Consider the following 24,714-nt stretch of genomic DNA (forward strand, 5'->3'; position numbering starts at 1 on the left):
GAATTACGTCAGGTTTCGACAAGCTCAACCTGACAACTGAAAACTAACTAAAGCAAACTAACCATGGCAAAAATTGGAATTTTTTATGGCTCTACGGAAGGAAACACAGAGCGCGTAGTAACAGAAATACAAAAGCAACTTGGCGGTGATGCCGTAGCTGCATTGCATAATGTAAACTCTGCCACGGCAGATGATATGCAGCCGTATAACAATCTTATATTGGCATGTCCTACCTGGGAGATTGGCCAGTTGCAGGAAGACTGGGAAAGTTTTGTAGATGAACTTGCTGATGTTGACTTTGCAGGCAAAAAAATAGCGTATGTCGGTTTGGGCGATGCCGATGGATACCCGGATACGTTTATTGATGCCCCGGGCATTATTCATGAACGCATAAAGGATAAAGGAGTAACCGTAGTGGGCTGGTGGCCAACCGAAGGCTACAACTTTGAAGCTTCCAAAAGTGTATACGATGGAAAGTTTTTAGGACTGGTGATTGACGAAGACAATCAGAAAGACCTGACAGCCGGCCGAATTGAAAAGTGGGTGGCCAGCATCAAACCCGAATTTCAATAAACTGTCATGGCAGCAATCCGGTTTAAAAAGCCTGTCTTTCCGGTGAGCGATCGCTTGCGTCAGTATCTTATCGATACGCACCGCGAGATTGACGCGCCCATCCGTTACCAGGATTTGCTGCGCTCCAGCGGAGCCATAACCTTGTTCGACAAGCAAGGCAAGGATACGCTGTGGGAAACGATGATTTATTCCGAGTCGGACCGCAGCTTTATTCATAAAGCCCTGCGAAAAGTTTACGCCCAGTTAAAAGTTGGCGGTGATACTGCGGTAATCGACCACTTGTACATCGATCGGGTGGATTATTGTTTGTATGCCAACACGCATCCGTTCCGCGTGCGGATTGTGAATAAGCTGAACGACTTGTTTGATTATTTCTACATCAAGCGTTCGGATGCCTCACGGGTATACGGTATGGAGCTTGAACATTTACTGTCGCCCAACAAAATCAATTACATGACCAAGGGCGATACGTTTATTGAAGAACATATACAAGGCGTTCCAGGAGATGCTTTTATTCATCGATACCTGAAAGAAGATCATACGTTTAATCCATTGCGCATTGCTAAAGAATTTGTAAAGTTTAATGAACGGAGCCTGGTGCAGCTACTGGGCGATATGCGCAAGGATAATTTTGTGGTAGAGATTATTCCTGATTTTGACGAGCTGTATTTCCGCTTGCGTGCTATCGACTTTGATCAGCAGTGCTATGAGGGAAATCACACCATCTATATGCCGCAGTTCTTCAAAGAAAATAATCCCATCATCAATCTTGGGTTTAAAACCATGTCGGTTGTGCTGGAACTGCAATACCAGAAAGAAGAGCGTATGAGGTTGTTAAACCGTGTTCAGGCTGCAGGCGATCAATTAACAAAGTTGCTGGATGCCATGGCGCTGGATGAACTATCTACTTCGGATAATGTAAATCAGCTCAGCCATGAATTGGCCGAACTCTATGGCGATGATACTTTCCTGTCGTGCAACACCATGGGACAAATCGTTCGTACCAGTTTGCAAATGCTTGAAAAATATCCGGTTCGTAAACGAATAAAAGTAAAGGCTATGGCCTGATGGTATGGCAGCATATATCGAACAGCCCGGTTTTATCAGTTCGCTCCAACACGGAGTGATGAAGATTTCATTGGTGGGTTCGGGTGGTTGCTCATCCTGTCATAAAAGTTTATGCATGTTGCGCGACACCAGTCAGCGCGAAGTGGTAGTGCCTTTTACCCAACAGGCACTTCAGGTAGGCGATGAAGTTTTGATTCGGATGAGACCATCCACGGGTTATGCAGCTGTGCTGTGGTTATATGTAATCCCTTTTGTGTTGATGGTACTGGTTATGATTATGATGCTGATGTTCGATCGCGGTGAGGGTATTGCCGGGTTGAGTGCCCTGTTGTCGCTTGTTCCTTACTATGGCTTTCTCCTCCTGGGGCGCAAGTATTTTCAAAAGCAATGTCAGTTTGAAGTGGTAAAACAATGAACGAAGTTATCCTTTATACTGTCCTCAGTTTAACCGGATTGGGAGTTCTGGCCGCAGCCATTATTTATTGGGTATCTAAAAAATTTGCCGTTCAGGAGGATGAGCGCATCGATAAGCTTGAAGAAGTTTTGCCCGCTACCAATTGTGGTGGTTGTGGCCAGCCGGGGTGCAGGGCTTTTGCCAAAGCTGTTGTAGAGGCCGGAACGCTGGAAGAACTTCATTGCCCGGTGGGTGGCAATGCTGTGATGAAACAAGTTGCCGCCATACTGGGTATTAATGCGGTCGAACGCGATCCATACATTGCCGTGGTTCGTTGTTCCGGTTCGTTCGAATACCGGAAGAAGACAAACATCTATGATGGTGCAAGCTCGTGTAAGATTGCGGCCACACTATACAGTGGTGATACAGGTTGTGCGTACGGGTGCCTTGGCATGGGCGATTGTGTAGACGTGTGTGATTTTGAGGCCATGTACATGGACGAAAAGACCGGCCTGCCGGTAATTATTGAAGATAAGTGTACAGCCTGCAACGCTTGCGTAAAGGAATGTCCAAAAGACATTCTTGAACTCTGGCCGAAGGGCAAAAAGAATAAACGCATTTATGTAGCCTGCCTGAATGAAGAGAAGGGAAGCACTGCACGTAAGGAATGTGCTGTGGCCTGTTCGGGCTGTGCCAAATGTTTTGAGGCGTGCCGGTATGATGCCATTACGGTAACCAATAACCTGGCAGCTATCGATCCTGAAAAGTGTACGCTTTGCCTGGAATGTGTTGAAACCTGCGATGTACGCAACATTATAACAGCCAACATTCCGGATGAAAAAATAAAGCATGCTACAGAGCACCGGATAAGACTAGAAGAGCGTGCGCGTAAGAAAAAAGAAGAAGAAAAATTAGCAGCCCAGGCTGCCCAACAACAAAATGGCGATGCGACTGCACAAGCATAAAACCTTTAAAACCGGAGGCATCCATCCTCACGACAATAAGCTTTCTGCACAGGTGGCCATTACGCCTTTGCCTTTACCGAAGATGGTTACCATACCCATCATTCAGCACATTGGTGCACCAGCAAAAATTGTGGTGAACCGTGGAGACATGGTAAAAACCGGGCAGATCATCGCCACGCATGAAGGTTTTGTTTCCTCCAATATCCATGCTTCCGTTTCGGGTAGGGTGGGGGTGATTGAAGAAGTGATGGACAGCACCGGGTTTAAGCACATGGCCATTACTATAAGAGTGAAAGGTGATGACTGGGAAGAAACCATTGATCGAAGCGATACACTTATTGAAGAAATAAAACTTACACCAAAAGAAATTGTAAGCCGCATTATGGAAGCGGGTGTAGTGGGTATGGGGGGGGCGGCTTTTCCTTCGCACGTGAAGTTAAGTGTGCCTGAAGGTAAACATGTTGATCACCTGCTGATTAATGGTGTTGAATGTGAGCCCTATCTCACGGCTGATCATCGTGTGATGCTGGAGAAGCCAAAGGAAATAATTGTTGGTATAAAAATTCTAATGAAGGCTTTGGGTGTTCAGAAAACCATTATTGGTATTGAATACAATAAGGCTGATGCCATTGAAATTTTTCAGCAACTATTGAAAAATGAAAAGCATATAGGCGTAGAAGCGCTTGAAGTACAATATCCGCAAGGGGGCGAGAAACAATTGATACAAGCCTTGCTGAACCGTGAAGTACCTTCCGGTGGTTTACCAGCAGATGTTGGGGTTATCGTTCACAATGTGGGAACCACTTTTGCGGTGTATGAAGCAGTTCAAAAGAATAAGCCCTTGCTGGAACGGGTAGTCACTGTTACCGGAAAGTCTGTAAAACAACCTTCAAATTTTTTAGTACGCATCGGTACACCGGTAATTGATCTATTGATTGCGGCAGGCGGTGTACCGGAAGATACCGGTAAGATTGTTAGCGGAGGCCCCATGATGGGCAAAGCCATTGCCGATTTGGATGTGCCGGTAGCCAAGGGCACCTCCGGTATTTTGCTTATTCCTAAAGATGAAGCCAGCCGGTCGGAGACTTATAACTGTGTACACTGTGGCAAGTGTATTGAAGCCTGCCCCATGGGCCTTGAACCATACCGGTTGTTAATCATGTCGAAGAAAGGAAATTCACAACGCGCGAAGGAAGAACATATTCTCGATTGTATTGAGTGCGGCTCTTGTTCGTTTGTGTGTCCTTCTAACCGTCCGATACTCGACTACATCCGGCTTGGAAAAACTCAACTTAAAAAACAGAAAAGCGTATGAGTGCAGACCTGCTTACCGTTTCACCATCACCGCACATTCATACGGACTTAACGGTGCCACAGATTATGCGCGGGGTAATCATCGCCATGATTCCGGCTTTGTTATTTTCTGTTTACAATTTTGGTTTAGGCGCAGTGTATGTTACGCTGTTGGCCATACTTTTCTGTGTGGTGATTGAATATGCAATTGCACGCTACTTATTAAAACGACCAGCTTCTATTTACGATGGGTCAGCGATCATCACTGGGATGTTGCTCGCCTTCAACGTGCCCACCAATTTACCATGGCATATTATTCTCATCGGTAGTGCTGTAGCCATTGGCATTGGTAAAATGAGTTTTGGTGGCCTGGGAAATAATCCATTTAACCCGGCTCTTGTCGGGCGTGTGTTTTTGTTGTTATCGTTTCCGGTAGAGATGACCTCGTGGCCGAAAGCTGGTGCTACCTGGTCGTTAGATGCTGTGACCAGCGCCACACCACTGGGTATTTTAAAAGATGGACTTCGTGCGGGTGATACCGTTCCTGAATTAATGAATCAAATGCCTTCCTACACCGATTTCTTTTTTGGTTTGCAGGGTGGAAGTCTTGGTGAGATGTCGGCCTTCGCGATTTTGTTGGGATTGATTTACATGCTCTATCGTAAGATTATTACCTGGCACATTCCGGTTTCCATGTTGGCTACGATACTGTTAATGACCGGCATATTTTGGTTAATCGATCCAACCCGCTTTGCTAATCCAGTGTTCCACTTATTAACGGGTGGTATTATGCTGGGTGCTGTATTTATGGCTACCGATTATGTTACCTCACCGTTTACACATCGGGGCATGATAATTTTTGGAGTAGGCATCGGTGTGCTTACCGTAGTAATCCGTTTGTTTGGCAGTTATCCTGAAGGTGTTTCATTCGCCATATTAATTATGAATGCTTTTGTGCCCCTGATTAATTCCTACGCGAAACAGCCCCGGTACGGATCAAAATCGCAACGGCATAAGGCCTATCAGGAAAAACTGGAAAAAGAAGTAAAGGCAACACCGTAGCCATGGCAAAAGTTAAATCAACCTTTGGCAGTCTGATCATTACACTTGCAGCGATCACGTTTGTTGGTTCATTATCATTAGGTTTTGTTTTCGACTGGACACAAGAACCTATTGCGAAAGCACAAATGGCAAAACAACTTAAAGCTATTGAGGCTGTGCTTGACGGGTATGACAATAATCCGGTAATGGAAAAATATAAGGTTGCTACACCCAATGGGAAAGACAGTCTGGAATTTTTTCCTGCTACACTTAATGGAAAGCGAATCGGTACAGCTGTAAAAACAAAATCAGCGAAAGGCTATAGCGGTGACATCTTGTTGATGGTCGGCTTTAACGAAGCGGGTGATGTTTTGCGCATCCAGGTATTAGAGCACAAGGAAACACCCGGCCTGGGATCAAAGATGTCGCAACCGAATTTTTTAAATCAATTTTTCGGAAAAAACCCGGGAAGAAATAATTTGAAAGTTAAGAAGGATGGTGGTGAGGTAGATGCGATAACAGGGGCTACGATAAGTTCACGCGCATTCTCGGAAGCGGTACAGTTGGCATACGAAACATTTCAATCGGTAAACCATGGCAACTAATATCAATCATAAAGAAAATTTTTTGAAGGGTATAGTACGGGAGAATCCCGTGTTTGTATTGCTGTTAGGGTTGTGCCCCACTTTGGGTGTCACTTCTTCAGCATTCAACGGGTTAGGCATGGGCGTGGCTACGGTATTTGTTTTGGTAATGTCAAACCTGGTGGTTTCCCTCATCAAAAATCTTATCCCGGATAAGGTTCGAATTCCAGCTTTCATCGTTATCATCGCTTCCTTTGTAACGGTTGTTCAGCTTTTAATGGAGGCGTACACACCTGCCTTGTACGATCAACTCGGTTTATTTATTCCGTTGATTGTTGTGAACTGTATTGTGTTGGGACGTGCCGAGGCTTTTGCAGCACGCAACAGTGTTGTTTCCAGTTTGATTGACGGCTTGGGTATGGGTGTTGGATTTACGATGGCACTTACGCTGTTAGGCGCAATCCGCGAACTTTTAGGCAGCCTTTCCATTTTTGGTTTTCAGTTGATAGAAGGTGACGGCATGTTGGTATTTATTCTGGCTCCCGGGGCTTTTATTACGCTTGGTTTTTTGATTGCGCTGATGAACTGGTTAAAGAACAGAGGCGCTACGACTAAATAATGCTTTAGTATGGATTATCTCATTATCATCATATCAGCCATATTCATTAATAATATAGTGTTGGCTAAATTTTTGGGCATCTGTCCATTTTTAGGTGTTTCAAAAAATACATCTATTGCTGTGGGCATGGGCGCAGCGGTAATTTTTGTCATGACCATCGCCACCATTATTACCTACCTGGTGCAGCATTATTTGTTGATGCCTTTCAACATCGGCTACATGCAAACCGTAACCTATATTTTAGTAATCGCTTTTCTGGTGCAGGTAGTGGAGATCATCATGAAAAAAGTGAGCCCGGAGTTATACCAGGCTTTGGGTGTTTACCTTCCCTTGATTACTACCAACTGTGCGATACTGGGTGTTGCCATTCTGGTGATCCAACAGGATTTCAACCTGATTAAAAGTGTGGTGTTTGCGGTGGCGAACGGATTAGGTTTTATGTTGGCGATCATCATTTTTTCAAGCTTACGCGAGCAGTTGGATACAGCCGACTTACCGGAGTACATGCAAGGTGTGCCGGCAGCGTTGATCACCGCCAGTATTCTTTCCATGGCGTTTATGGGATTTGCCGGCTTGGTTTAATCTTTCTAAACCACCTGGCAAGCGCCACCGGCACATGCAGCCTCTGCTTTGTGATCGGTTTCGTCATCCGTTTCATAAACATGGGTTAGGTCGATGGCTTTGAGGCTTTTTTCCAATTCAATAAATTTCTCCCGGGTAATATCTTCAAAGGGTGCTTGTTTGTAGTTGCCGGTATCAAAAGGCAAAACACTTAAGCCGTTATAGGATGCTTTGTTCGCCCACATCCATTCGCCCACCTTTTGCCAATCTCCATCTTCAATGGAAACTGTGGCCGAAACATTGTTGGCGTTACTTCCTCTTCTGAATCCTTTACGCACCCAGTCTTCATTGAATTTTCTAATCCGTTCCAGCAGTTGCATCACATCCTCTGTTCGAAGGATACTTCCTTCTGGTGCTTTTTGCGGAATGCAGATAATGGCCTGTTTGCTGTTTAGCTGATCGTCTTCCAGCAATTCGGGATGGGCGCTGCGCAGGTATTCGTATAAGGCTTCATTTTTTCCGATGCGTATGCGCCTGATGTAGTAATCGTTATGCCAGGCATGGATACCGGAGGAAGTTCCCAGCACCAATGATGATGTGCCTGAAGGTTTAATGGTAGTGGTACGTGCGGCAAATTGTATCCCGATTTTTGCGGAAACTTCAAGGTTTACTTTTTTAACTTCCTGTGCGGCTTCATTTAAGTCGAGTTTTTGAACCGTACCACTGGCAATGCCGGTCATGCCCACGCCAATAAGTGCATCTTGTTCGGTGGTGGTTTTCCACACTTCACGCAGGTAGTGAAAATTGGTAAACCCGGCCTGTAGTGTACCAAGGTAGGAGGCTGCACGGGCACGTGCATTGAGTTCATCTTGTGTATATACATCCGATACATTTACCTCGCACAGGTTACAAAATTGAAACGGCCGAAGGGCAATTTCACAACAGGGGTTTGTACCCCAGTCGGTATCGTTGGTGAAATAAAATCCCGGTTCACCAGAGCCGGAGAGTTCAATTTTTTTCCATAGATCAAGAAATTCTCCTTGTGTGATGGTGTCACGTTTCAACACTACCGAGTTATTGGCACGCCCGCGTTGTTCATTCAACTCCCACCAGTTGCCGTATTTGCAGGTGAGCATTTCTTCATCACCATGAGAAAAAAGTGAAATCATAGCTGACCTTCGTATACCACCGGCTAATACGGCATTGGCCAGGTGACACATCAGGTCGTGACATTCAAGGGGAGTGAGTTTTTCACCGTTCTCTTTTCGATCGAGCAACGCCTGAACGTGCGCGATACAAATTTTAAGCGGCTCAGGTCCGGGTGCTTTACCACCGGCTGTTACCAGGCGCGCGCCTTTCGGACGGATGTCGGAATAATCAAACTCCGGAATGTATTCACTGATACCGAAATATCCCTTTAATAAAACCTTCACAGCATCCGCCCAGCCTTCCAGGCTATCGCCCACTAAAAATCTTCTGTATTTCTCTGCTTTTTGAACAGGCGGTAATTTTTCCACATGATGGTATTGAACAGAATACCCAACACCTGTGCCGCCCAACAATAAAAACATGGTTTCCGAGAATGCACGGATGTCATCAACAGGAAGATAGGCGCAATTGTAAATGCGTGAGTTGTTTCGTGCGATAGCGGTGCCGGCAAACTGCATGGCGCGCATGGAAGGCAATACCTTTTTCTGCCGCACCCATTTCATCACGCCAATAATTTCATGGTATTGAAAAGGATATTTTTCGACCATCATATGCTGGTAGCGGTCACAAATTTCATCCCATGTTTCCCTGCGCTTAAGTTCGGGCAGGTAACGTACATATTTCATATAAATAATTAAATCGCTGAGTATTTGTTGATTGAGTTCCATAATGTAGAGCGGTTAAAAAATGATTATGAAATGTAGTTGGCTTGGTACGTGAATGCTATGACTTAAATCATAATCCAGAAAAATTTTCCGTATTTTCAATGCTGCTATGGATTTACTCTGGACGGTTGTTGCCTGTGGATTTATGATTGCCGGAATAGTGGGCAGTGTGGTTCCGTTGTTGCCTGGCCCGCCACTTAGTTTTGTAGGATTACTTATTCTTCAATTGCGGGAACAATCGGCTTTTACACTTAAGTTTTTACTGATCTGGTTAGTGATCGTGATTATCATCGCCATACTCGATTATGTTGTTCCGATTTATGGAACAAAAAAATTTGGTGGTAGTAAATATGGTATGTGGGGTTGTGCGATTGGCCTGATTGCCGGTTTATGGTTTGGACCATTAGGTATTATTACGGGGCCATTCATAGGCGCATTTGTGGGTGAGATGATTGCTACCGAGCAATCAGACAAAGCATTGAAAGCAGCCATTGGTTCGTTTATTGGTTTTGTTTTCAGTACCTTGATTAAGCTGATCGCATGTTTTGTGATGGGCTGGTATTTTATTAAGGCATTGTAGGTGAGTCCAAAGGTCTGTGGTGATACAGATCCTCTTTTGGTTGTTATGCTGATCCTGCCTGTCGGCAGACAGGCCTGTCGAAGCATGGTATGATATTTTGTTGTCAGCCTTCGACAGGCTTCTTAGTGGTCTGTGTCGACACAGACCACGAGATTATTGACTGATATTTTATCAAAACATTGTAATTTCTGGTTGATTTGTGTTAACACTGACCTGTAATAATCAATAATTTTACTGTATGCATAGAAACGAAGAACTGATCCGGAAATTCTACACCAGTTTCCAACAGCTTGATGCGGAGGGCATGAAAGCCTGCTATCATCCGGAAGTAAAATTTTCCGATCCTGCTTTTCCTGATCTGAAAAGAAAAGAAGTGGGCGCTATGTGGAAGATGTTAATTGATACACTGAAAAAAAATCCGGGCGAATGGAAGTTGGAGTTCAGTAACATTCAGGCTGATGATAAAACAGGCTCTGGCCGATGGGAGGCACATTATACATTTTCGCTTACAGGAAGAAAAGTGTACAACATTATTGATGCAAAATTTGATTTTAAGGATGGGAAGATCATAGCACATAAAGATTCATTTGATTTTTACCGCTGGGCACGAATGGCGTTTGGCCTTACTGGTGTTTTATTGGGCTGGACTCCCTTCTTCAGGAAGAAAGTGCAGGCTACTACAAAAAAACGATTAGATGGTTTTCTGAAACGAACAGAATAAAAACTATTCCAATGAAAAATATATCATTAGGAAAATCAAAAAATCATAACCACATCATTGCGAGCGGAAGCGTAGTAGGCGTGATGGGGAGAAGCAATCCCAAAGTTATACAATTAGCCCTTACCGCATCTTGTGGGATTGCTTCGTCATTCCCAGCGCATTCCATCCCTTCATTCCTCGCAATGACGGTAAGCTTATTATGTTTACCGTTAGTCGTTTTTTGCACTTTGTTAACTACAGCGCTATCCGCGCAATCGCGTATCGATATACTCACTATAAGTGGAGCGGTTGGTATGCCATCTGCTTATCAGCAACCACTTGACGGAAAAGCAACCGAGAGTAACTTGTTGATCAACCTGAAGCTCCCCATAAAATTCAATGAGAACACAATTTGGTACCATGATTTCACCTACTCCGGGTTTAATGTTGCAAATGATCTGGAAGTCAGGCCAACAGAATATCTTACTGCCATGCGTATGCACGGTATTATTTTACAAACGGGTATTGTGCAAAAAATAAATGATCGCAATGGCTTTCAATTGTTGGCTGTGCCCCGGTACATGTCTGATTTTAAAGGCAGTGACAGCAAGAGCTGGCAGTTGGGAGGTATCGGTTTGTATGAACATCGTTATCACGATCGTTTACTGATGCGGTATGGTGCTTTATACAACCAGGAGTTATTTGGTCCTTTGCTTGTGCCCTTGGTTTATTTGGATTGGCAGATCAATGATAAATGGAGCATGGTGGGCTTAATGCCAATTAATCTGAGAATTAGTTATAAAGTAAATGAGAAACTAACAACCGGACTTAATCATTTCGGATTTATCACCACCTACCGATTAGGACAGGAAGAATTCAAAGGCGACTATATCGAACGCAACAGCATTGATGAAACGTTATTCGCACGATGGAATACCACGGGTAACTTTTTTATTGAGGTTAGAGTTGGTTATTCGCTTAGTCGTGTTTATGAACAATACGATGAGAGCGAGAAAATGGATTTTCGCTTAAGCATTGTTCGCTTTGGTGATGACCGCACACCGAAAAATGTAAACTTTGATAATGGGTTCATTACTTCGTTACGATTGGTGTACAGTCTCCCTATAAACTAAAAGAGGCAAGCGTTTCCGCCTACCTCTTTTAGTATCTACTATTTGAATCTAATCCTGTCCCTGAAATACGCGTTCCGTCAAATGATCATTTAGTTTTAAATGATCAACACCATCCTTCAACCAATCGGGAATGGTGGCACCTTTCAGGTGATAATCAAAAAACTCCATCATCCGTGCGGAATAATCCTTTCGGTTTTCAAGTTTAGCCAAGCCATGATTTTCGCCTTTGTATTGCATCATCACCACTGGTTTTTTTAATCTGCGCAAAGCATTGTAGTACTCAATACCTTGTGTGAAATCAACTGCACCATCTTTATCGTTGTGCAGCATAAGCAGGGGGGTGCTAACATTTTTCACATGATAAACAGGTGAATTGCGAAGGTAGGCCTCCCAGTTGTCCCATGGAGCCCCCTTAAACCGTCCTTGTGAGGCTTCAAAGATCGACATATTTCCGCCACCGGTATTCCAGTAAATCAAATCATACATCGACACCATGTTGGTTAATGGTGCTCCCGCGGCAGCGGCTTTAAACATATTGGTTTGAGTGATCAGAAAACAGGTTTGGTAACCACCCCACGAATGTCCGTGAATTCCAATTTTAGTTTCATCAATCACACCGGTTTTCAAAGCAGCCTTAACTCCCGGTATCACACACCATACGGCCGACATACCCGGGTCATCCATTTTATATACAATGTCTGGAATAAACACCGCGTACCCGTTGCTGGTGTAAACGCTGGGATTCCAGCCTGTGCCGGAGAAGCCAGGACTGCTATAGCTATGCAGTGTCTGAGAAAGTTTCTCATAGTAATACACTACGGTTGGATATTTTTTACCCTTTTCATATCCGGCAGGCAAGAACAATGCACCTTGCAGCGTGTCGCCTTTGTCGGAAACATAATCAACCAATTGAACGCCCGGTGACCATGCATATTTAGCTGCATCGGGAGCATTTTTTGAAACCTGATTTTCATTTTTTAATTGAGCATCGGCAGCAAAAAATTCTGTTGGCTGGTTGAATTTCTCCCGACTGAAAACATATACCTCTGCCTTCTTTGCTTTCAACAGGCGGGTGATGTTTGCATCTTCCCATAACAATGATTTTGTGCCTGGTGTAAGTCCGGTTTTGCCGGGTTCAAGTCGGGCAATACCGCTTTTCTTGTTCCATTCACCATAGGTACGCACATACTGAGGCTTTTTAAGATCAATTCCTTTTTCATCCGGATCAAGCTGAAAACGGTTTTGGTAACGGATTTTTTCTTTGCGTCCGTTCACGGTAAGATTTGTTGCTGCATCTTTTCCGTTCACCGGAACTTGCCAGATATTCCACAAATCGCGAAGCAGAACAATTTTGCTGTCGCTGCTCCAGCCTATAACTGGTGTAAGTGGTTTTATAACATTGTGATCATCTTCTGTATTGATAAAAGAGGTTTTTACTTTTTCGGTAATGTTTACATGACTTTTGGTTGGAATGTCATACACATAATAATGACCGTCTTTTCCGTACAGAAATTTTGTTCCATCCGGTGATGGTCTGGGGCTCGACCAAAACGAAGGCAGGTAGTGCTTCTCAAATACTTTTGTTTTCGTTCCGGTTTTTAAATCGATTACATATACATCGGTGTAGGATTGTCCATCCAGGGCATTGTCTAATTCATACGCGCTGTTATCCTGACCAATCGCATACCGATGCTTCGGCATTATGTTCAGGTCTTTCAACGTTCCATCGCTCAGGCGGATGAAGGATGAGGCACTAATATCATACATGCCCCAATAACTGAAATTTTTATCCTGTGTTTCTTGCCGTTGCTGGCGTGATTGTAAACGCGTATCCTGCCAATGCCAGATGGTCATATCAGGTTTTAGTGTATCACCTTTTGTTTCAGGTTTTTTGCTATCTAGTTTGGCGATGGCTTTTTGTAAATCGGCAATTGACTTAATGGTAGTGTCTGTTTTTATTTTAGCCAGCTTATCGGCATCCGATTCTTTTGGTGCTACTTTATCAGCGGCCTTGTCTTCTTTCTTTGCTAACTCTAAATCATGGATACCAAACAATAGGCGGGTCAGGTCTTCCGTCCACATGGGTTTACGGTTCGGGCTGATGGTCATTCCTTTCGGGAATCGTACAGAATCTTTTGCGGGTTCGTAGGTTACAACTAGAGGTGTAGGTGTTGAAAAGTTTTTTACACCTAAAACACTTCCTTTATCCTGTTTGAATTTTTTGTCCTTCACCAGCTTCAATGCTGCTAGTCCATCGCCTTCCTCGGTCCAGTTAATGGATTGATACCTTGCTTTATCACTGTCGAGCACACGGGTTTGTTTTGCTGCAACGGTGTACAGATGCAAACCATTGCCGCTTTGGTTGGCGGCATCAATCGCATAAACTAAGTGCGTTCCTTTTTTATTGAAAGCATATTCCGAAACATTACCGATGTTTTGACTTTTTCCAGTGGAAAGTTCAATAAGTAATAAGTCTGAACCTTTCGGATCATCGGGTTTGCTTCCCGGGCTGCGTTCTTTGGCAATATGAATAGCGAGGTGATTGCCCAGTTCTCCGTTGAAGGCAAATGAATTTACTTTTTCGTATTCTGTTTTCTTATCGGTTGCCAACTCCACCACATGAAGCTTGTCGAAGAGTTGTTTGCTGGGCGTTTTAACATTAGCTTTCCTCTCCGAATTTTTGGGAAATTCCTTGAAGGCAACCCATCGGCCATCTTCCGAGAAGGCAACCGATGGAAAGGTTGCGCTTCCTATAGCATACGTTTTTTTATCCGTTCCTCTTACTTTCTGAACAATGAGTTCCCCATCACCATCTACGGGAAGCAGCGCATAAGCAACCCACTGTCCATCGGGTGAAACGGTTACACTAAAGGGTGAAATAGATTTCCATGCCGGAACATCTTTCCAGGTGATGGGCTTTGCTTCCTGTGCTATGCTATTAGTACAGATTAAAAAAAGCAGTATTAAATAAAGGACTCTTGACGAAGATAGTTTCATGTGATGAATAGGTTTTAATAAATTTCGGTTTGTAATATTATTTATAATCGTGACCGAAAAAAGCATTTCATACATGAATGGTTGCTGAGTAGGTATTTATGGCCTTTAATGAAAGGCCTGACTACCGTACTCATCATGGAAGGCCTTGGAAAAGGTGAAGGTCTTAAACGCGTTAATGGTATTTGGTTGTTGGAAAATAAATGCCGTTAGCCTTCCCGTAGGGCGGACATATTTGCCTTGCCTGTAGCAGGAGATTGTTTTTGGTGCATTCAATTTCTGCAAAATCAATCGGATTTTATTCACCCTATCGGGAGCTTTCAGGATAGCTCACCGGTTTATTCCACAGGATTATTATAGCTGTTTTAAAACTTTGATGAAAAAAATAGTTAAGTCAATTTCAGCTATTGTTCGATTGGGTTTCAGATTCCACCACTAACAACTGTTTGTTCTTTGGTTTTATTGCATTGTTGATTGACTTCATTAGTAATCGAAGCCATTTACGCTACCTTTGCCCGACTTAAACCTATGCAAGAAAAGATTTATTCGATCATCACCGGATCCGGGCGGTACATTCCTACACAACGCATTACCAACAACGATTTTCTAACCAACACATTTTATGAAGCCGATGGTAACCCCATCAAGCGACCCATTGAAGAGGTGATCCGTAAGTTCAGCGACATTACCGGAATACTGGAACGCAGGTATGTTACAGATGATTTGGTTGCTTCCGATATCGGGTACCTGTCAGCTCAAGATGCACTTGCATCTTCCGGTATAGATGGTGAAACACTCGACTATATTATTGTAGCACATAATTTTGGAGATGTTGCCTACGATAACCGCAGGAGTGACCTGGTGCCTGCGTTAGCCTCGCGTGTAAAGGCGAAGCTTGGAATAAAAAATCCGGATACGGTTTGTTATGATTTGCCTTTTGGATGTGCCGGTTGGTTACAGGGAGTTATCCAGGCAGATTTTTATATCAAGGCTGGTATGGCCAAACGTGTAATGGTTATTGGTACGGAAACCTTGTCGCGTATTTGCGATCCGCATGATCGTGACAGCATGATTTATGCCGATGGGGCTGGAGCAACAATTCTGGAAGCGCGACTGAGTGACAAACCTGTAGGCATATTGGCACATCAATCACAAACCAATGCCGGTGATTATACCTATGTGCTTAAAATGCAGCCTTCGTATAATCCGGATTATCCGGGTGATGATTTGTTTTTAAAAATGCGTGGCCGTGTGTTGTATGAACACGCCCTGAAAGCCGTGCCCGCAGTGGTTAAAGCAAGTTTGGTGAAGGCGGATATTCCCCTTACGGAAGTAACCAAGGTTTTTATCCATCAGGCCAATAATAAAATGGACGAGGCCATCCTGAAAAGACTTTTTGAAGAATACGGTATTACCAACATTCCCGAAGGCATTATGCCCATGAGCATTTCCTGGTTGGGCAATAGTTCAGTGGCTACAGTGCCCACGTTATATGATTTGGTAAGCAAAGGTGATATGCCCGAACATCGGTTAATCAAAGGGAGTATTATTGTTTTTGCTGCTGTTGGTGCCGGTGTTAACATCAACGCTGCTGTGTACCGCATTCCTGATTAAATAGTCATCGCAAAATTATGAGACTTTCAGCTTACGCTTGTCGAAACCTGATGCTATTAGAAATTGAGCCCTTCGACAAGCCTGCTTGTCGCAGGCAGGCTCAGGCTGACAATTGAAACTGATGTTTTGAGCTGTTAATAGATTGATTTTTTGCAGAGGGCATAAAAAAAACGGGAAAGTCAATTGCTTGATTTTCCCGTCTTCGTTATACATAAACCGTAGCCCATGTATACCGCTAAGCTTATCCTGCCGCTGTAAAACCTGCCTTAGCTTTCCTGTGAAAGCCACCCTCGGTTTTATGCTCCCGTCAGGTTTTCCTTGCGGACGCCTTCCCGTGAACACAATCCTACCTCACCGGCATTTTTGTTTCTCTTTTTCCGTAGAAAAAAAGCTTTTGTTTTTCCGATGCTGTCTGATCACCTTGTCAAGGTTCGACTTAGTGATATGAAAGTACTTGCTTGTTATGTCCTGACAAAAAAATTAACCAAAAAGTAGTCAACAACTTATCAACCGGGTTATCCACATTTTTAAACATCTTAAAGAATTAATTTGATTTCATGGTCTGTGAGGACACAGACCAAGGGACAAGGACACAGGCCAAAAATAAAGACTCTTTAGTATTGTTTATTGTTTCGCTTTTTTCTCCAAATGAGATAGACAATAATCATAAGCACGGGTAGCACTGTATACAGTATAACTTCAGTAGTTGAGGAAAGATCGATCGGTTGGCTTTGATTCGGGATGCCTTGTGGGATTTGCGCAGGCAGATAAGTGGAGATGACTAATAGTACACTCCCTAATAATGTTTGAAATAATTTGGAATGCTTAGTTCTCATTATCATTATTCTTTTCGTGGTAGCTTCCTGAAATTATTTTTCCATCGTATAGGTCGAATTCAATTACCTTATTTTTAGTAGTGTTATACAACTTAATGTGAAAAATTTCTTTTTCATTCACAGAAGGGAAATTTTTAATCGTGTCCCCGTTTTTAAAAAAATAAAGCTCACGGATCAATGTATCTCTGTAATACAAGGCCGACCGGAACTGCTCACCACTCAAGTAATAGCTTTCTGAGCTCTGGTGCTTTAATCCATCTTTCAGAAGCGTTTCCGCAGCCTTGGGGCCGTCATGGTAAAAATCAATCTTTAGTTTATACCCTTCGCGAGCATCCGGATACACAAGTGTCTTGAATAGCGTTGATTTGTTTGAGTACGGGGCTGGTTTTTCAATTGTAAAATCAATATTGATGAACAATCAGCATAATCCAATTACCAGGGCTATGAAAAGAGACAATGCCAATGCACGTGCAAGTATCTCCTGGGTTTTATTGCGCTGTAGTTTTCTCCTAACTCTTTTTTTGAGTTCGTCAAGATTTACATTTTCATAGCTTGAACTTCGGTTGCGGACTTCATCTTTAAAGGCTTCCCGGATCTGCTTCGATTTCGACTTGTCTGTTTTCTTCACCAGTGCACGGTTGTACTTGATGGAGTCGTTCATCTGTTTTAAAAAGCCCCCAAGCATACCCATAGCTGTAGTGGTTATGTTACGTGTTTATCCTTTTTAGGATGACAATGCAATCTTCAAAATACCTTAAAATCCTGAATTCCTGACAAAAATCAGTCATCAGGATAACTGAAATCAGGTAGCCAATTTCAGTGAAAATCTACTTTTAAGGCATTATTTCTAAATAAAGCATTTCATCCCTAGCCTATGGAACTCGAAAAATTCAGTTACGACAACAAAATCGTGAAGGCCTTTATCATTGCCACAGTGATCTTCGGCCTGGTGGGTATGCTGGTAGGCCTTACTGCTGCCATCCAGCTTTTTTACCCGGTATTCAATTTCGATTTGCAGTACACCACGTTTGGTCGCATCAGGCCACTGCACACTAACGCCATTATTTTTGCGTTTGTGGGCAACGCTATGTTTGCCGGGGTGTACTATTCCATGCAGCGGCTGTTAAAAACCCGCATGTTCAGTGACACACTCAGTTGGATCCACTTCTGGGGTTGGCAATTAATCATTTTGGCAGCAGCCATAACACTGCCGCTGGGCATCACCACCTCTAAGGAATATGCTGAACTGGAGTGGCCTATTGACATTGCCATCACGCTTATTTGGGTTGTATTTGGCTGGAACATGATCGGCACCATTATCAAGCGCAGGGAAAAACACATGTATGTGGCTATCTGGTTTTACATCGCCACGTTTGTAACGGTGGCTGTACTGCATATTGTAAACTCGTTTGAAATGCCGGTGAATTTCTTCAAGAGTTATTCCTGGTATGCCGGTGTGCAGGATGCGCTGGTGCAATGGTGGTATGGACATAACGCGGTGGCGTTTTTCCTTACAACACCTTACCTGGGGTTGATGTACTATTTCCTTCCGAAAGCGGCTAACCGGCCGGTGTACTCTTATCGTCTTTCCATCGTACACTTCTGGTCATTGATATTCTTGTATATATGGGCAGGTCCACACCACTTATTGTATTCTACGTTACCCGACTGGGCACAATCGCTGGGTACGGTTTTCTCCATCATGCTCATCGCGCCATCCTGGGGCGGTATGCTTAATGGTTTGTTTACGTTGCGTGGTGCCTGGGACAGGGTGCGTGAAGATGCTGTTTTAAAATTTATGGTGGTGGCTGTTACCGCATATGGTATGGCCACGCTGGAAGGCCCGCTTTTGTCGTTAAAAAATGTTAATGCCATTGCGCACTTTACCGATTGGATTGTAGCACACGTGCACGTGGGTGGCTTGGGCTGGAATGGTTTCTTAATCTTTGGAATTTTGTATTGGGTTGTTCCGCGCATGTGGGGCACAAACCTGTATTCTACCAAACTGGCTAATGTGCATTTCTGGATTGGTACCCTGGGTATTATTTTCTATGCCTTACCGATGTATATCTCCGGTGTGGTACAAAGTTTAATGTGGAAAGAATTTAATGCAGAAGGATTTCTGGTTTACAAAAACTTTCTGGAAACCACAGTGCAGATTCTTCCCATGCATATGTTGCGTGCAATCGGTGGTGGTTTGTACCTCACCGGTGCCATCATAATGACGTACAACCTCATTAAAACCGCTTATGCCGGCAGCTTTGTTGCCAATGAACCTGCAGAAGCAGCCCCAATAGCGAAAACAGGAGCAACCGGAGGAGGCTGGCACCATGTGTTGGAAAGCAAGCCGATCATGTTTAGCGTACTTACGCTGATTGCAATTTTGATTGGTGGTATTGTTGAGATGGTACCTACCTTCTTGATTAAATCCAACGTGCCTACTATTGCGAGTGTAAAACCGTATACTCCACTTGAACTTCACGGTCGTGATATTTACATCCGCGAAGGTTGTGTAGGTTGCCATTCGCAGTTAGTTCGTCCTTTTCGTTCGGAAGTAGAACGTTACGACCCACAAGGTGGCGAATACAGTAAGTCGGGCGAGTATGTTTACGATCATCCATTCCTTTGGGGATCGAAACGCACCGGACCGGATTTACACCGCCTGGGCGGAAAATATTCGGATGTATGGCACTATAACCACATGCTGGCCCCGGATGCCGTTTCTACAGGTTCGATCATGCCGGCTTATCCCTGGTTGTTTGAACAAACTATTGACTTAAGTCAAACGGCACCGAAGATCAGGGCGTTGCGAAAAATTGGCGTACCGTATGAAGAAGGTTATGAAGCGATTGCCAATGAGCACCTGAATATTCAAGCCAGGCGCATTGCCGAGAACTTACAACTGGAAGGTATTGAAGTGGCACCGGAAACGGAGATCATCGCCATGATTGCCTACCTGCAACGGTTGGGTAAAGATATAAAGGCATCAAAAACAGCAGAAAATAAGTAAGGCCATGTATAAAAATGTATTACAAAGTATCGATAACATCGCCATATGGCCGATCATATCGCTTTCAATATTTTTCATCTTCTTCATTATGCTGTTGTGGTGGGTATTTACGGTGGATAAGAAATATATACGCCAAATGGAGAACATGCCTTTCGATCATGCAGATGAACCATCAACAACTACAAACACAAACCTATGAGAACGATAGCATCAACATTCCTTTTCATATTGATAAGTGCATCGGCCATGGCGCAGGATGCTGCTCCAAAAACCAGTTTTTGGAGTGATCCGCTTAGTGATCCACTGTTTCCATTTTATGTAGTTATAGGTTTTGTGTTTCTCACGGCCTTCCTCGTTATCATGGTTGCAGTGTACATGCTTAAAGTGCTGAATGTTTTTATCCGCAAGGCAGCAGAAGAACGTGCCGAGAAGTTGGGAGTAAAATATGTGGCACCACCTTCTTACTGGTCGAAGTTCTGGGATCAGATCAACGCTTTCAGGCCAGCCGAGAAAGAAGCTGATATCATGCTGGATCATAATTATGATGGCATACGCGAACTGGATAACCATTTACCACCCTGGTGGAAATGGCTGTTGTACGGTTCGATTATCTGGGCGGTCGTTTATCTGGTGGTGTACCACGTTACGGGAAGTTTACCACTAATGGAAGGTGAGTATCAGGCAGAGGTAACCAAAGCAGAAGAACAACGTGCGAAACTTCTGGCGTTAAATCCTCCTGTTTCAATTGATGAAAGCACACTGGCGTATTCACCGGATGAGGCTATACTTAAAAAGGGTCGGCAGATATATGTTACCAATTGTGCATCGTGCCACCTGGCAGATGGACAGGGAAGTATTGGTCCGAATTTAACGGATGATTACTGGTTGCATGGCGGAAGCATTAAAGATATTTATGCGGTGATCAAGAATGGTGTTCCGGAAAAGGGAATGATTTCGTGGGCTCCAGTATTATCACCGGAGCAAATTCGTGATGTGGCATTTTATATCAAGAGTATACACGGAACAAATCCGCCAAATCCAAAAGCACCGCAAGGAACTAAATACGTTGAGGAGGAGAGTGAAGCCACACCGCAGGGTTCTTCTTTATGAAGGAATAACACCAGGCATCGGGTTCTATCCGATGCCTGATTGTTTGAACAACAAGCATTAGATTTTAAACACAGTAGTTTTGAACACAACAACTGAAAATCTTTATCAATACGATGAAGAGTTTCGCAATACACTCGCCACGGTAGATGAAAAGGGGAAGCGCATTTGGGTGTACCCCAAAAAGCCTTCCGGCAGGTTTCATCGTGCACGTATTGCCGTTACGGTAGTACTGCTAACAATCTTCTTTACCGGACCTTTTATCCAGGTTGGGGGCCAGCCGCTGTTGATGCTCAATTTCTTTGAACGCAGGTTTGTCATTTTTGGACAGGCATTTTGGCCTCAGGATTTTTTCCTGCTGGCACTTACGCTGATTTCCTTTTTTGTTTTTGTGATTTTGTTCACAGTAGTATTTGGCCGTGTTTGGTGTGGATGGGCGTGCCCGCAAACACTTTTTATGGAGATGGTATTCCGGAAAATCGAATACCTTATTGAAGGTGATGCCAACCAACAACGTAAGCTAAACCATGCACCATGGACAGGCGATAAAATAGTCAAAAAAGGATTGAAGCATTTTATTTTCATTTCCGTATCAGTCCTTATATCGCATACGGCAATGGCCTACCTTATTGGTATTGACAAGGTTAAGGAAATTGTTACGCAACCACCCACCGAAAACCTGGCTGGTTTTATTGGACTGGTAGCCTTCACGGGAATTTTTTACGGTGTGTTTGCCCGCTTTCGCGAACAAGCTTGCATTGCGGTTTGTCCGTACGGCCGGCTGCAAGGCGTATTGTTGGTAAAGGACTCGATAGTTGTTGCTTATGACTGGCTGCGGGGCGAGCCTCGCGGTAAACTTAAAAAGAGAGAAGTTGATACCACAAAAGGTGATTGTATAGAGTGTAAACTTTGCGTGCATGTTTGCCCTACAGGTATTGACATACGCAACGGCACTCAGTTGGAGTGTGTTAATTGCACTGCTTGTATCGATGCCTGCGATGAAGTGATGGATAAAGTGGGTAAGCCAAAAGGATTGATTCGATATGCATCGTACAACTCCATTAAAAATGGAATACAGAAGTTAATAACTCCGCGCGTTATTGGCTATTCGTTTGTGCTGCTTGCGCTGGTGAGTTTTCTTTCATTTATGGTGGCCACCCGGTCGGATATTGAAACAACTATTTTGAAAGTACCGGGTACCCTTTATCAACGGGCTGACGATGGAACCATTACCAACCTGTACAATGTTGAATTTGTAAACAAAACATTTGAAGACATTACACTGGAAGTTAAAGCCGACTCTCCGCAGGAGGCTATGCTGAGCAAAGTAGGTGAACAGAAAGTTGTAGTTCCAGCCGGTGAGATGCTGAAGGGAGTTTATTTTATCAAAATCCCGGCTGATAAAGTGAAAGCAGCAAAAACTGTGGTAATGGTAGGTGTTTACAACGATGGTAAGCGAATTGAAAGGGTAAAAGTTAAGTTTATCGGGCCGGTGAAATCAATCCGTGAATAGTCAGGATTATTGTAATTACTGCTTGCAAATTATTAACTGTAAATCGTAAATAATGAATTGGGGAAAAGGTATTGTGGTTGCATTTGTTTTGTTTGCCACATTCATCGGTGTTATGATCACCATAATGATGCGGCAGGATATTGGCCTGGTTACGAAAAATTATTACGCAGAAGACCTGGCCTTTCAGGAACAATATGAGCGGAAACAAAATACGGAACAGCTTGATTTAAAGCCGGAAATCACAATTGTACAAAATCAAATATTAAAAGTGTATTTCCCTTCGGTGAGTTACGTGGAGAAGGGTGAGATAAAATTAGTACGTCCTTCTTCTGATAAACTTGATCAGCAGATGCAATTGAGTGCCTCGGCCGACTCGGTTCAGGTATTTCCGATAAAGCCACTTGAGCCCGGAGCGTATCGGGTGAAAATGAAATGGACAATGGAAGGAAAGGATTATTACCTGGAGAAGGTTATTTTTATTTAGAATATTAATTATTTGTCAGATTGGGCTTGTCGAAACCTGTTCGACTCCGAAGTAGCTTTCGAGGCGTTCAGGCTGACAGTCACTAAGTTTACTTAATTGTACATGTATATAGCCGCTTTTCTTTTAGGATTAACCGGAAGCCTGCACTGTGTGGGCATGTGCGGTCCTATTGCATCTATGGTACAGGGTGCGGCTGGAAAAAAAATCCTGATCAACCGGTTGCTCTATAATATTGGCCGAACAACAACGTATGTTCTCATGGGTGTTGTAGTGGGCTTGTTGGGCAAAATCGTTCAGTGGGGTGGCGTACAAGGAAAAGTTTCGATTGCGGTTGGCGCAGCCATCATCCTTTCGCTATTTATACCTAAAGTACAGTCTGTTTATCTTCCTTCACTATCGCGGATCGTTTTAAAATTAAAAGGTGCATTTGCTGTACACATTAATTCAAAACGTGCAGTATCCTCCTGGCTTACGGGGATATTCAATGGATTTCTTCCATGCGGACTTGTTTATGCGGCTTTGGCCATTGCATTAATCCAGCAAACACCTTTGCAAAGTGCATGGGTTATGTTGCTGTTTGGCCTGGGAACCATGCCTGCCTTACTTGTTGCAGCATTTTCATGGCAAGCCTTAAGGCGTATTATTCCCTGGTCCTTTCAGCGCATCCAAACCGCGATGCTTATCGTTGTGGCTGTAGTGATGATCTGGCGTGGGTTATCGGTTGAAACAAACTTCTTTGGGGGTAACTCTACTGAAGTTGTTTGCCACCCGTAATGCTTACGGCTTATGTTCCATCAAATATTTTTTGGGTGTTACCCCAAATTTTTTCCGGAAGGCTGCAATAAAATGACTTGGGTTTGAATATCCGATTTGAAAAGCCACTTCATTTACTTTTAGTTTATGCGTATCCAGAAGGATACGGGCATGATCAAGCTTATGGTCCAGTAAATACCCAAATACAGTGTTACCATAAATTTCTTTGAATCCGACCTTTAATTGAAATTCATTCAGGCCTGAAAGTTTTGCCAAGGCTTTTAGCCCGGGTGGAGCGTCAATATTTTTCAGCAGGTGCTCTTTAGCATTTTTAATTTTCCGAACCGTTTCTTCATCGTTTAGAAAGGGGCAGTTCTCTGTATTGGGTTTCTTTTCTGAAAAGTACAAACTCAACAATTCGAATACTTTGCCGTGATAATAAAGGTTTTTTGCACTATCGCTTAGCTGAATGGTGAACAACTGATTGAGCACAACGACCAAGGATGAAGGCACGTCCCGTTCATCGTAAAACTTTCTGTTTATGTTTTCAGCTTTTAAAAATGGAAGTGGTTCATGGGTAAAAAGCTCATGAAGGTTTTCGAGCGAAATGAACAGGAAAACCATTCGCGATCCTGCAGATAGTTTCAGGGTAAAATCCAAATCACCTTCAGGATTATAGAAGAAATAATTCTTCAGCCTCTGTATTTCACGGCTGTAATGCGGGCCAAACTCAAAACGGGCACTGCCGTCAAGGCAGAAGTAGAACTGAACAATTTTTTGACGAACCGTACCGGGAAGTGAAAGCTCCTGCTCCGCTTTATTCTCTGCTAAAGCCAGTTTTATGTCCCCCGATTCAAATGCAATACGAAGATTACCATTTTGGGTATTTTCTTTTATGTAGTCAATCATTTCGAGATTCAATTGAAATAAAAAATGACATTTATCATAGCCAATAATGACCAAAAATAACAGGTATTTCCCGTAAAGTGCCAATTTTTGAAATAGGTTTTAACTTTAT

At 43.5% G+C, this 24,714-nt stretch carries 24 protein-coding genes; 19 read left to right on the forward strand and 5 right to left on the reverse strand.

Annotated features, from left to right (window positions below; genetic code table 11):
- The first annotated feature begins 63 nt into the window (after positions 1 to 63).
- From KIT51_06805 to rsxA, 9 genes are read left to right on the forward strand one after another with little or no spacing between them, the layout of a single operon-like run.
- Positions 64 to 573, forward strand: a complete 510-nt coding sequence (locus tag KIT51_06805) for a flavodoxin (GenBank protein UYN87955.1) — start codon at positions 64 to 66, stop codon at positions 571 to 573.
- Between the two features lie 6 nt (positions 574 to 579).
- Positions 580 to 1,641 carry a hypothetical protein gene (locus tag KIT51_06810; protein UYN87956.1) on the forward strand — a complete coding sequence of 354 codons (1,062 nt, stop codon included), beginning with the start codon at positions 580 to 582 and terminating at the stop codon, positions 1,639 to 1,641.
- 4 nt (positions 1,642 to 1,645) lie between these two features.
- Positions 1,646 to 2,056 (forward strand): SoxR reducing system RseC family protein, encoded by a 411-nt coding sequence (locus KIT51_06815; protein UYN87957.1) that lies wholly within the window; start codon positions 1,646 to 1,648, stop codon positions 2,054 to 2,056.
- On the forward strand, positions 2,053 to 3,000 hold the full coding sequence (locus KIT51_06820) for an RnfABCDGE type electron transport complex subunit B (protein UYN87958.1): 948 nt from the start codon (positions 2,053 to 2,055) through the stop codon (positions 2,998 to 3,000). The genes KIT51_06815 and KIT51_06820 overlap by 4 nt, the downstream gene beginning before the upstream one ends.
- The gene (gene rsxC, locus KIT51_06825; GenBank protein ID UYN87959.1) at positions 2,975 to 4,315 is read left to right on the forward strand and encodes an electron transport complex subunit RsxC; all 1,341 of its coding nucleotides are present in this window, start codon (positions 2,975 to 2,977) and stop codon (positions 4,313 to 4,315) included. The genes KIT51_06820 and rsxC overlap by 26 nt, the downstream gene beginning before the upstream one ends.
- Positions 4,312 to 5,355: an RnfABCDGE type electron transport complex subunit D gene (locus KIT51_06830; GenBank protein ID UYN87960.1), complete on the forward strand. Its 1,044-nt coding sequence runs from the start codon at positions 4,312 to 4,314 to the stop codon at positions 5,353 to 5,355. Before rsxC ends, KIT51_06830 begins: the two co-directional genes overlap by 4 nt.
- Before the next feature lie 2 nt (positions 5,356 to 5,357).
- Entirely contained in the window at positions 5,358 to 5,939 is a 582-nt protein-coding gene (locus KIT51_06835; GenBank protein UYN87961.1) for an RnfABCDGE type electron transport complex subunit G, read from the forward strand.
- Positions 5,929 to 6,537 carry an electron transport complex subunit E gene (locus KIT51_06840; GenBank protein UYN87962.1) on the forward strand — a complete coding sequence of 203 codons (609 nt, stop codon included), beginning with the start codon at positions 5,929 to 5,931 and terminating at the stop codon, positions 6,535 to 6,537. The genes KIT51_06835 and KIT51_06840 overlap by 11 nt, the downstream gene beginning before the upstream one ends.
- Positions 6,538 to 6,546: 9 nt before the next feature.
- On the forward strand, positions 6,547 to 7,119 hold the full coding sequence (gene rsxA, locus KIT51_06845; protein ID UYN87963.1) for an electron transport complex subunit RsxA: 573 nt from the start codon (positions 6,547 to 6,549) through the stop codon (positions 7,117 to 7,119).
- Between the two features lie 5 nt (positions 7,120 to 7,124).
- Here rsxA and KIT51_06850 read toward each other — a convergent pair whose 3' ends face one another.
- Entirely contained in the window at positions 7,125 to 8,975 is a 1,851-nt protein-coding gene (locus KIT51_06850; protein ID UYN87964.1) for a hypothetical protein, read from the reverse strand.
- 106 nt (positions 8,976 to 9,081) lie between these two features.
- Here KIT51_06850 and KIT51_06855 point away from each other — a divergent pair, with 106 nt between their 5' ends.
- From KIT51_06855 to KIT51_06865, 3 genes are all read left to right on the forward strand, one after another.
- Entirely contained in the window at positions 9,082 to 9,552 is a 471-nt protein-coding gene (locus KIT51_06855; protein ID UYN87965.1) for a DUF456 domain-containing protein, read from the forward strand.
- A 238-nt stretch (positions 9,553 to 9,790) separates the two neighbouring features.
- A complete protein-coding gene (locus KIT51_06860; GenBank protein UYN87966.1) occupies positions 9,791 to 10,273 on the forward strand; it encodes a nuclear transport factor 2 family protein in 483 nt (160 codons plus the stop codon).
- Positions 10,274 to 10,284: 11 nt separating this feature from the next.
- Entirely contained in the window at positions 10,285 to 11,385 is a 1,101-nt protein-coding gene (locus KIT51_06865; GenBank protein UYN87967.1) for a hypothetical protein, read from the forward strand.
- A 48-nt stretch (positions 11,386 to 11,433) separates the two neighbouring features.
- On the opposite strand, the gene KIT51_06870 is transcribed toward KIT51_06865, so the two are convergent.
- Positions 11,434 to 14,382, reverse strand: coding sequence for a S9 family peptidase (locus KIT51_06870; protein UYN87968.1), 2,949 nt, complete (start codon positions 14,380 to 14,382; stop codon positions 11,434 to 11,436).
- Between the two features lie 525 nt (positions 14,383 to 14,907).
- Here KIT51_06870 and KIT51_06875 point away from each other — a divergent pair.
- Positions 14,908 to 15,993, forward strand: a complete 1,086-nt coding sequence (locus KIT51_06875) for a ketoacyl-ACP synthase III (GenBank protein ID UYN87969.1) — start codon at positions 14,908 to 14,910, stop codon at positions 15,991 to 15,993.
- 825 nt (positions 15,994 to 16,818) lie between these two features.
- On the opposite strand, the gene KIT51_06880 is transcribed toward KIT51_06875, so the two are convergent.
- Together KIT51_06880 and KIT51_06885 are read right to left on the reverse strand one after the other, a co-directional pair.
- Positions 16,819 to 17,172 carry a hypothetical protein gene (locus KIT51_06880; protein UYN87970.1) on the reverse strand — a complete coding sequence of 118 codons (354 nt, stop codon included), beginning with the start codon at positions 17,170 to 17,172 and terminating at the stop codon, positions 16,819 to 16,821.
- 75 nt (positions 17,173 to 17,247) lie between these two features.
- On the reverse strand, positions 17,248 to 17,490 hold the full coding sequence (locus KIT51_06885) for a hypothetical protein (protein ID UYN87971.1): 243 nt from the start codon (positions 17,488 to 17,490) through the stop codon (positions 17,248 to 17,250).
- Between the two features lie 213 nt (positions 17,491 to 17,703).
- On the opposite strand from KIT51_06885, the gene ccoN reads away from it, so the two are divergent.
- The 6 genes from ccoN (at position 17,704) to KIT51_06915 (ending at position 23,717) form a co-directional block, all read left to right on the forward strand.
- Positions 17,704 to 19,839, forward strand: a complete 2,136-nt coding sequence (ccoN, locus tag KIT51_06890; protein UYN87972.1) for a cytochrome-c oxidase, cbb3-type subunit I — start codon at positions 17,704 to 17,706, stop codon at positions 19,837 to 19,839.
- Between the two features lie 4 nt (positions 19,840 to 19,843).
- Positions 19,844 to 20,038, forward strand: coding sequence for a cbb3-type cytochrome c oxidase subunit 3 (locus KIT51_06895; protein ID UYN87973.1), 195 nt, complete (start codon positions 19,844 to 19,846; stop codon positions 20,036 to 20,038).
- Entirely contained in the window at positions 20,035 to 20,949 is a 915-nt protein-coding gene (locus KIT51_06900; protein ID UYN87974.1) for a c-type cytochrome, read from the forward strand. Before KIT51_06895 ends, KIT51_06900 begins: the two co-directional genes overlap by 4 nt.
- Before the next feature lie 79 nt (positions 20,950 to 21,028).
- Positions 21,029 to 22,459 (forward strand): cytochrome c oxidase accessory protein CcoG, encoded by a 1,431-nt coding sequence (gene ccoG / locus KIT51_06905; GenBank protein UYN87975.1) that lies wholly within the window; start codon positions 21,029 to 21,031, stop codon positions 22,457 to 22,459.
- Between the two features lie 52 nt (positions 22,460 to 22,511).
- Complete coding sequence (locus KIT51_06910; GenBank protein ID UYN87976.1) at positions 22,512 to 22,943, forward strand: FixH family protein; 432 nt, start codon at positions 22,512 to 22,514, stop codon at positions 22,941 to 22,943.
- 102 nt (positions 22,944 to 23,045) lie between these two features.
- Positions 23,046 to 23,717: a sulfite exporter TauE/SafE family protein gene (locus KIT51_06915; protein UYN87977.1), complete on the forward strand. Its 672-nt coding sequence runs from the start codon at positions 23,046 to 23,048 to the stop codon at positions 23,715 to 23,717.
- A 3-nt stretch (positions 23,718 to 23,720) separates the two neighbouring features.
- Here KIT51_06915 and KIT51_06920 read toward each other — a convergent pair whose 3' ends face one another.
- Positions 23,721 to 24,605 (reverse strand): helix-turn-helix transcriptional regulator, encoded by an 885-nt coding sequence (locus KIT51_06920; GenBank protein UYN87978.1) that lies wholly within the window; start codon positions 24,603 to 24,605, stop codon positions 23,721 to 23,723.
- Positions 24,606 to 24,714: the final 109 nt, after the last annotated feature.

Source organism: Cyclobacteriaceae bacterium, from assembly GCA_025808415.1.
GTDB lineage: Bacteria > Bacteroidota > Bacteroidia > Cytophagales > Cyclobacteriaceae > UBA2336.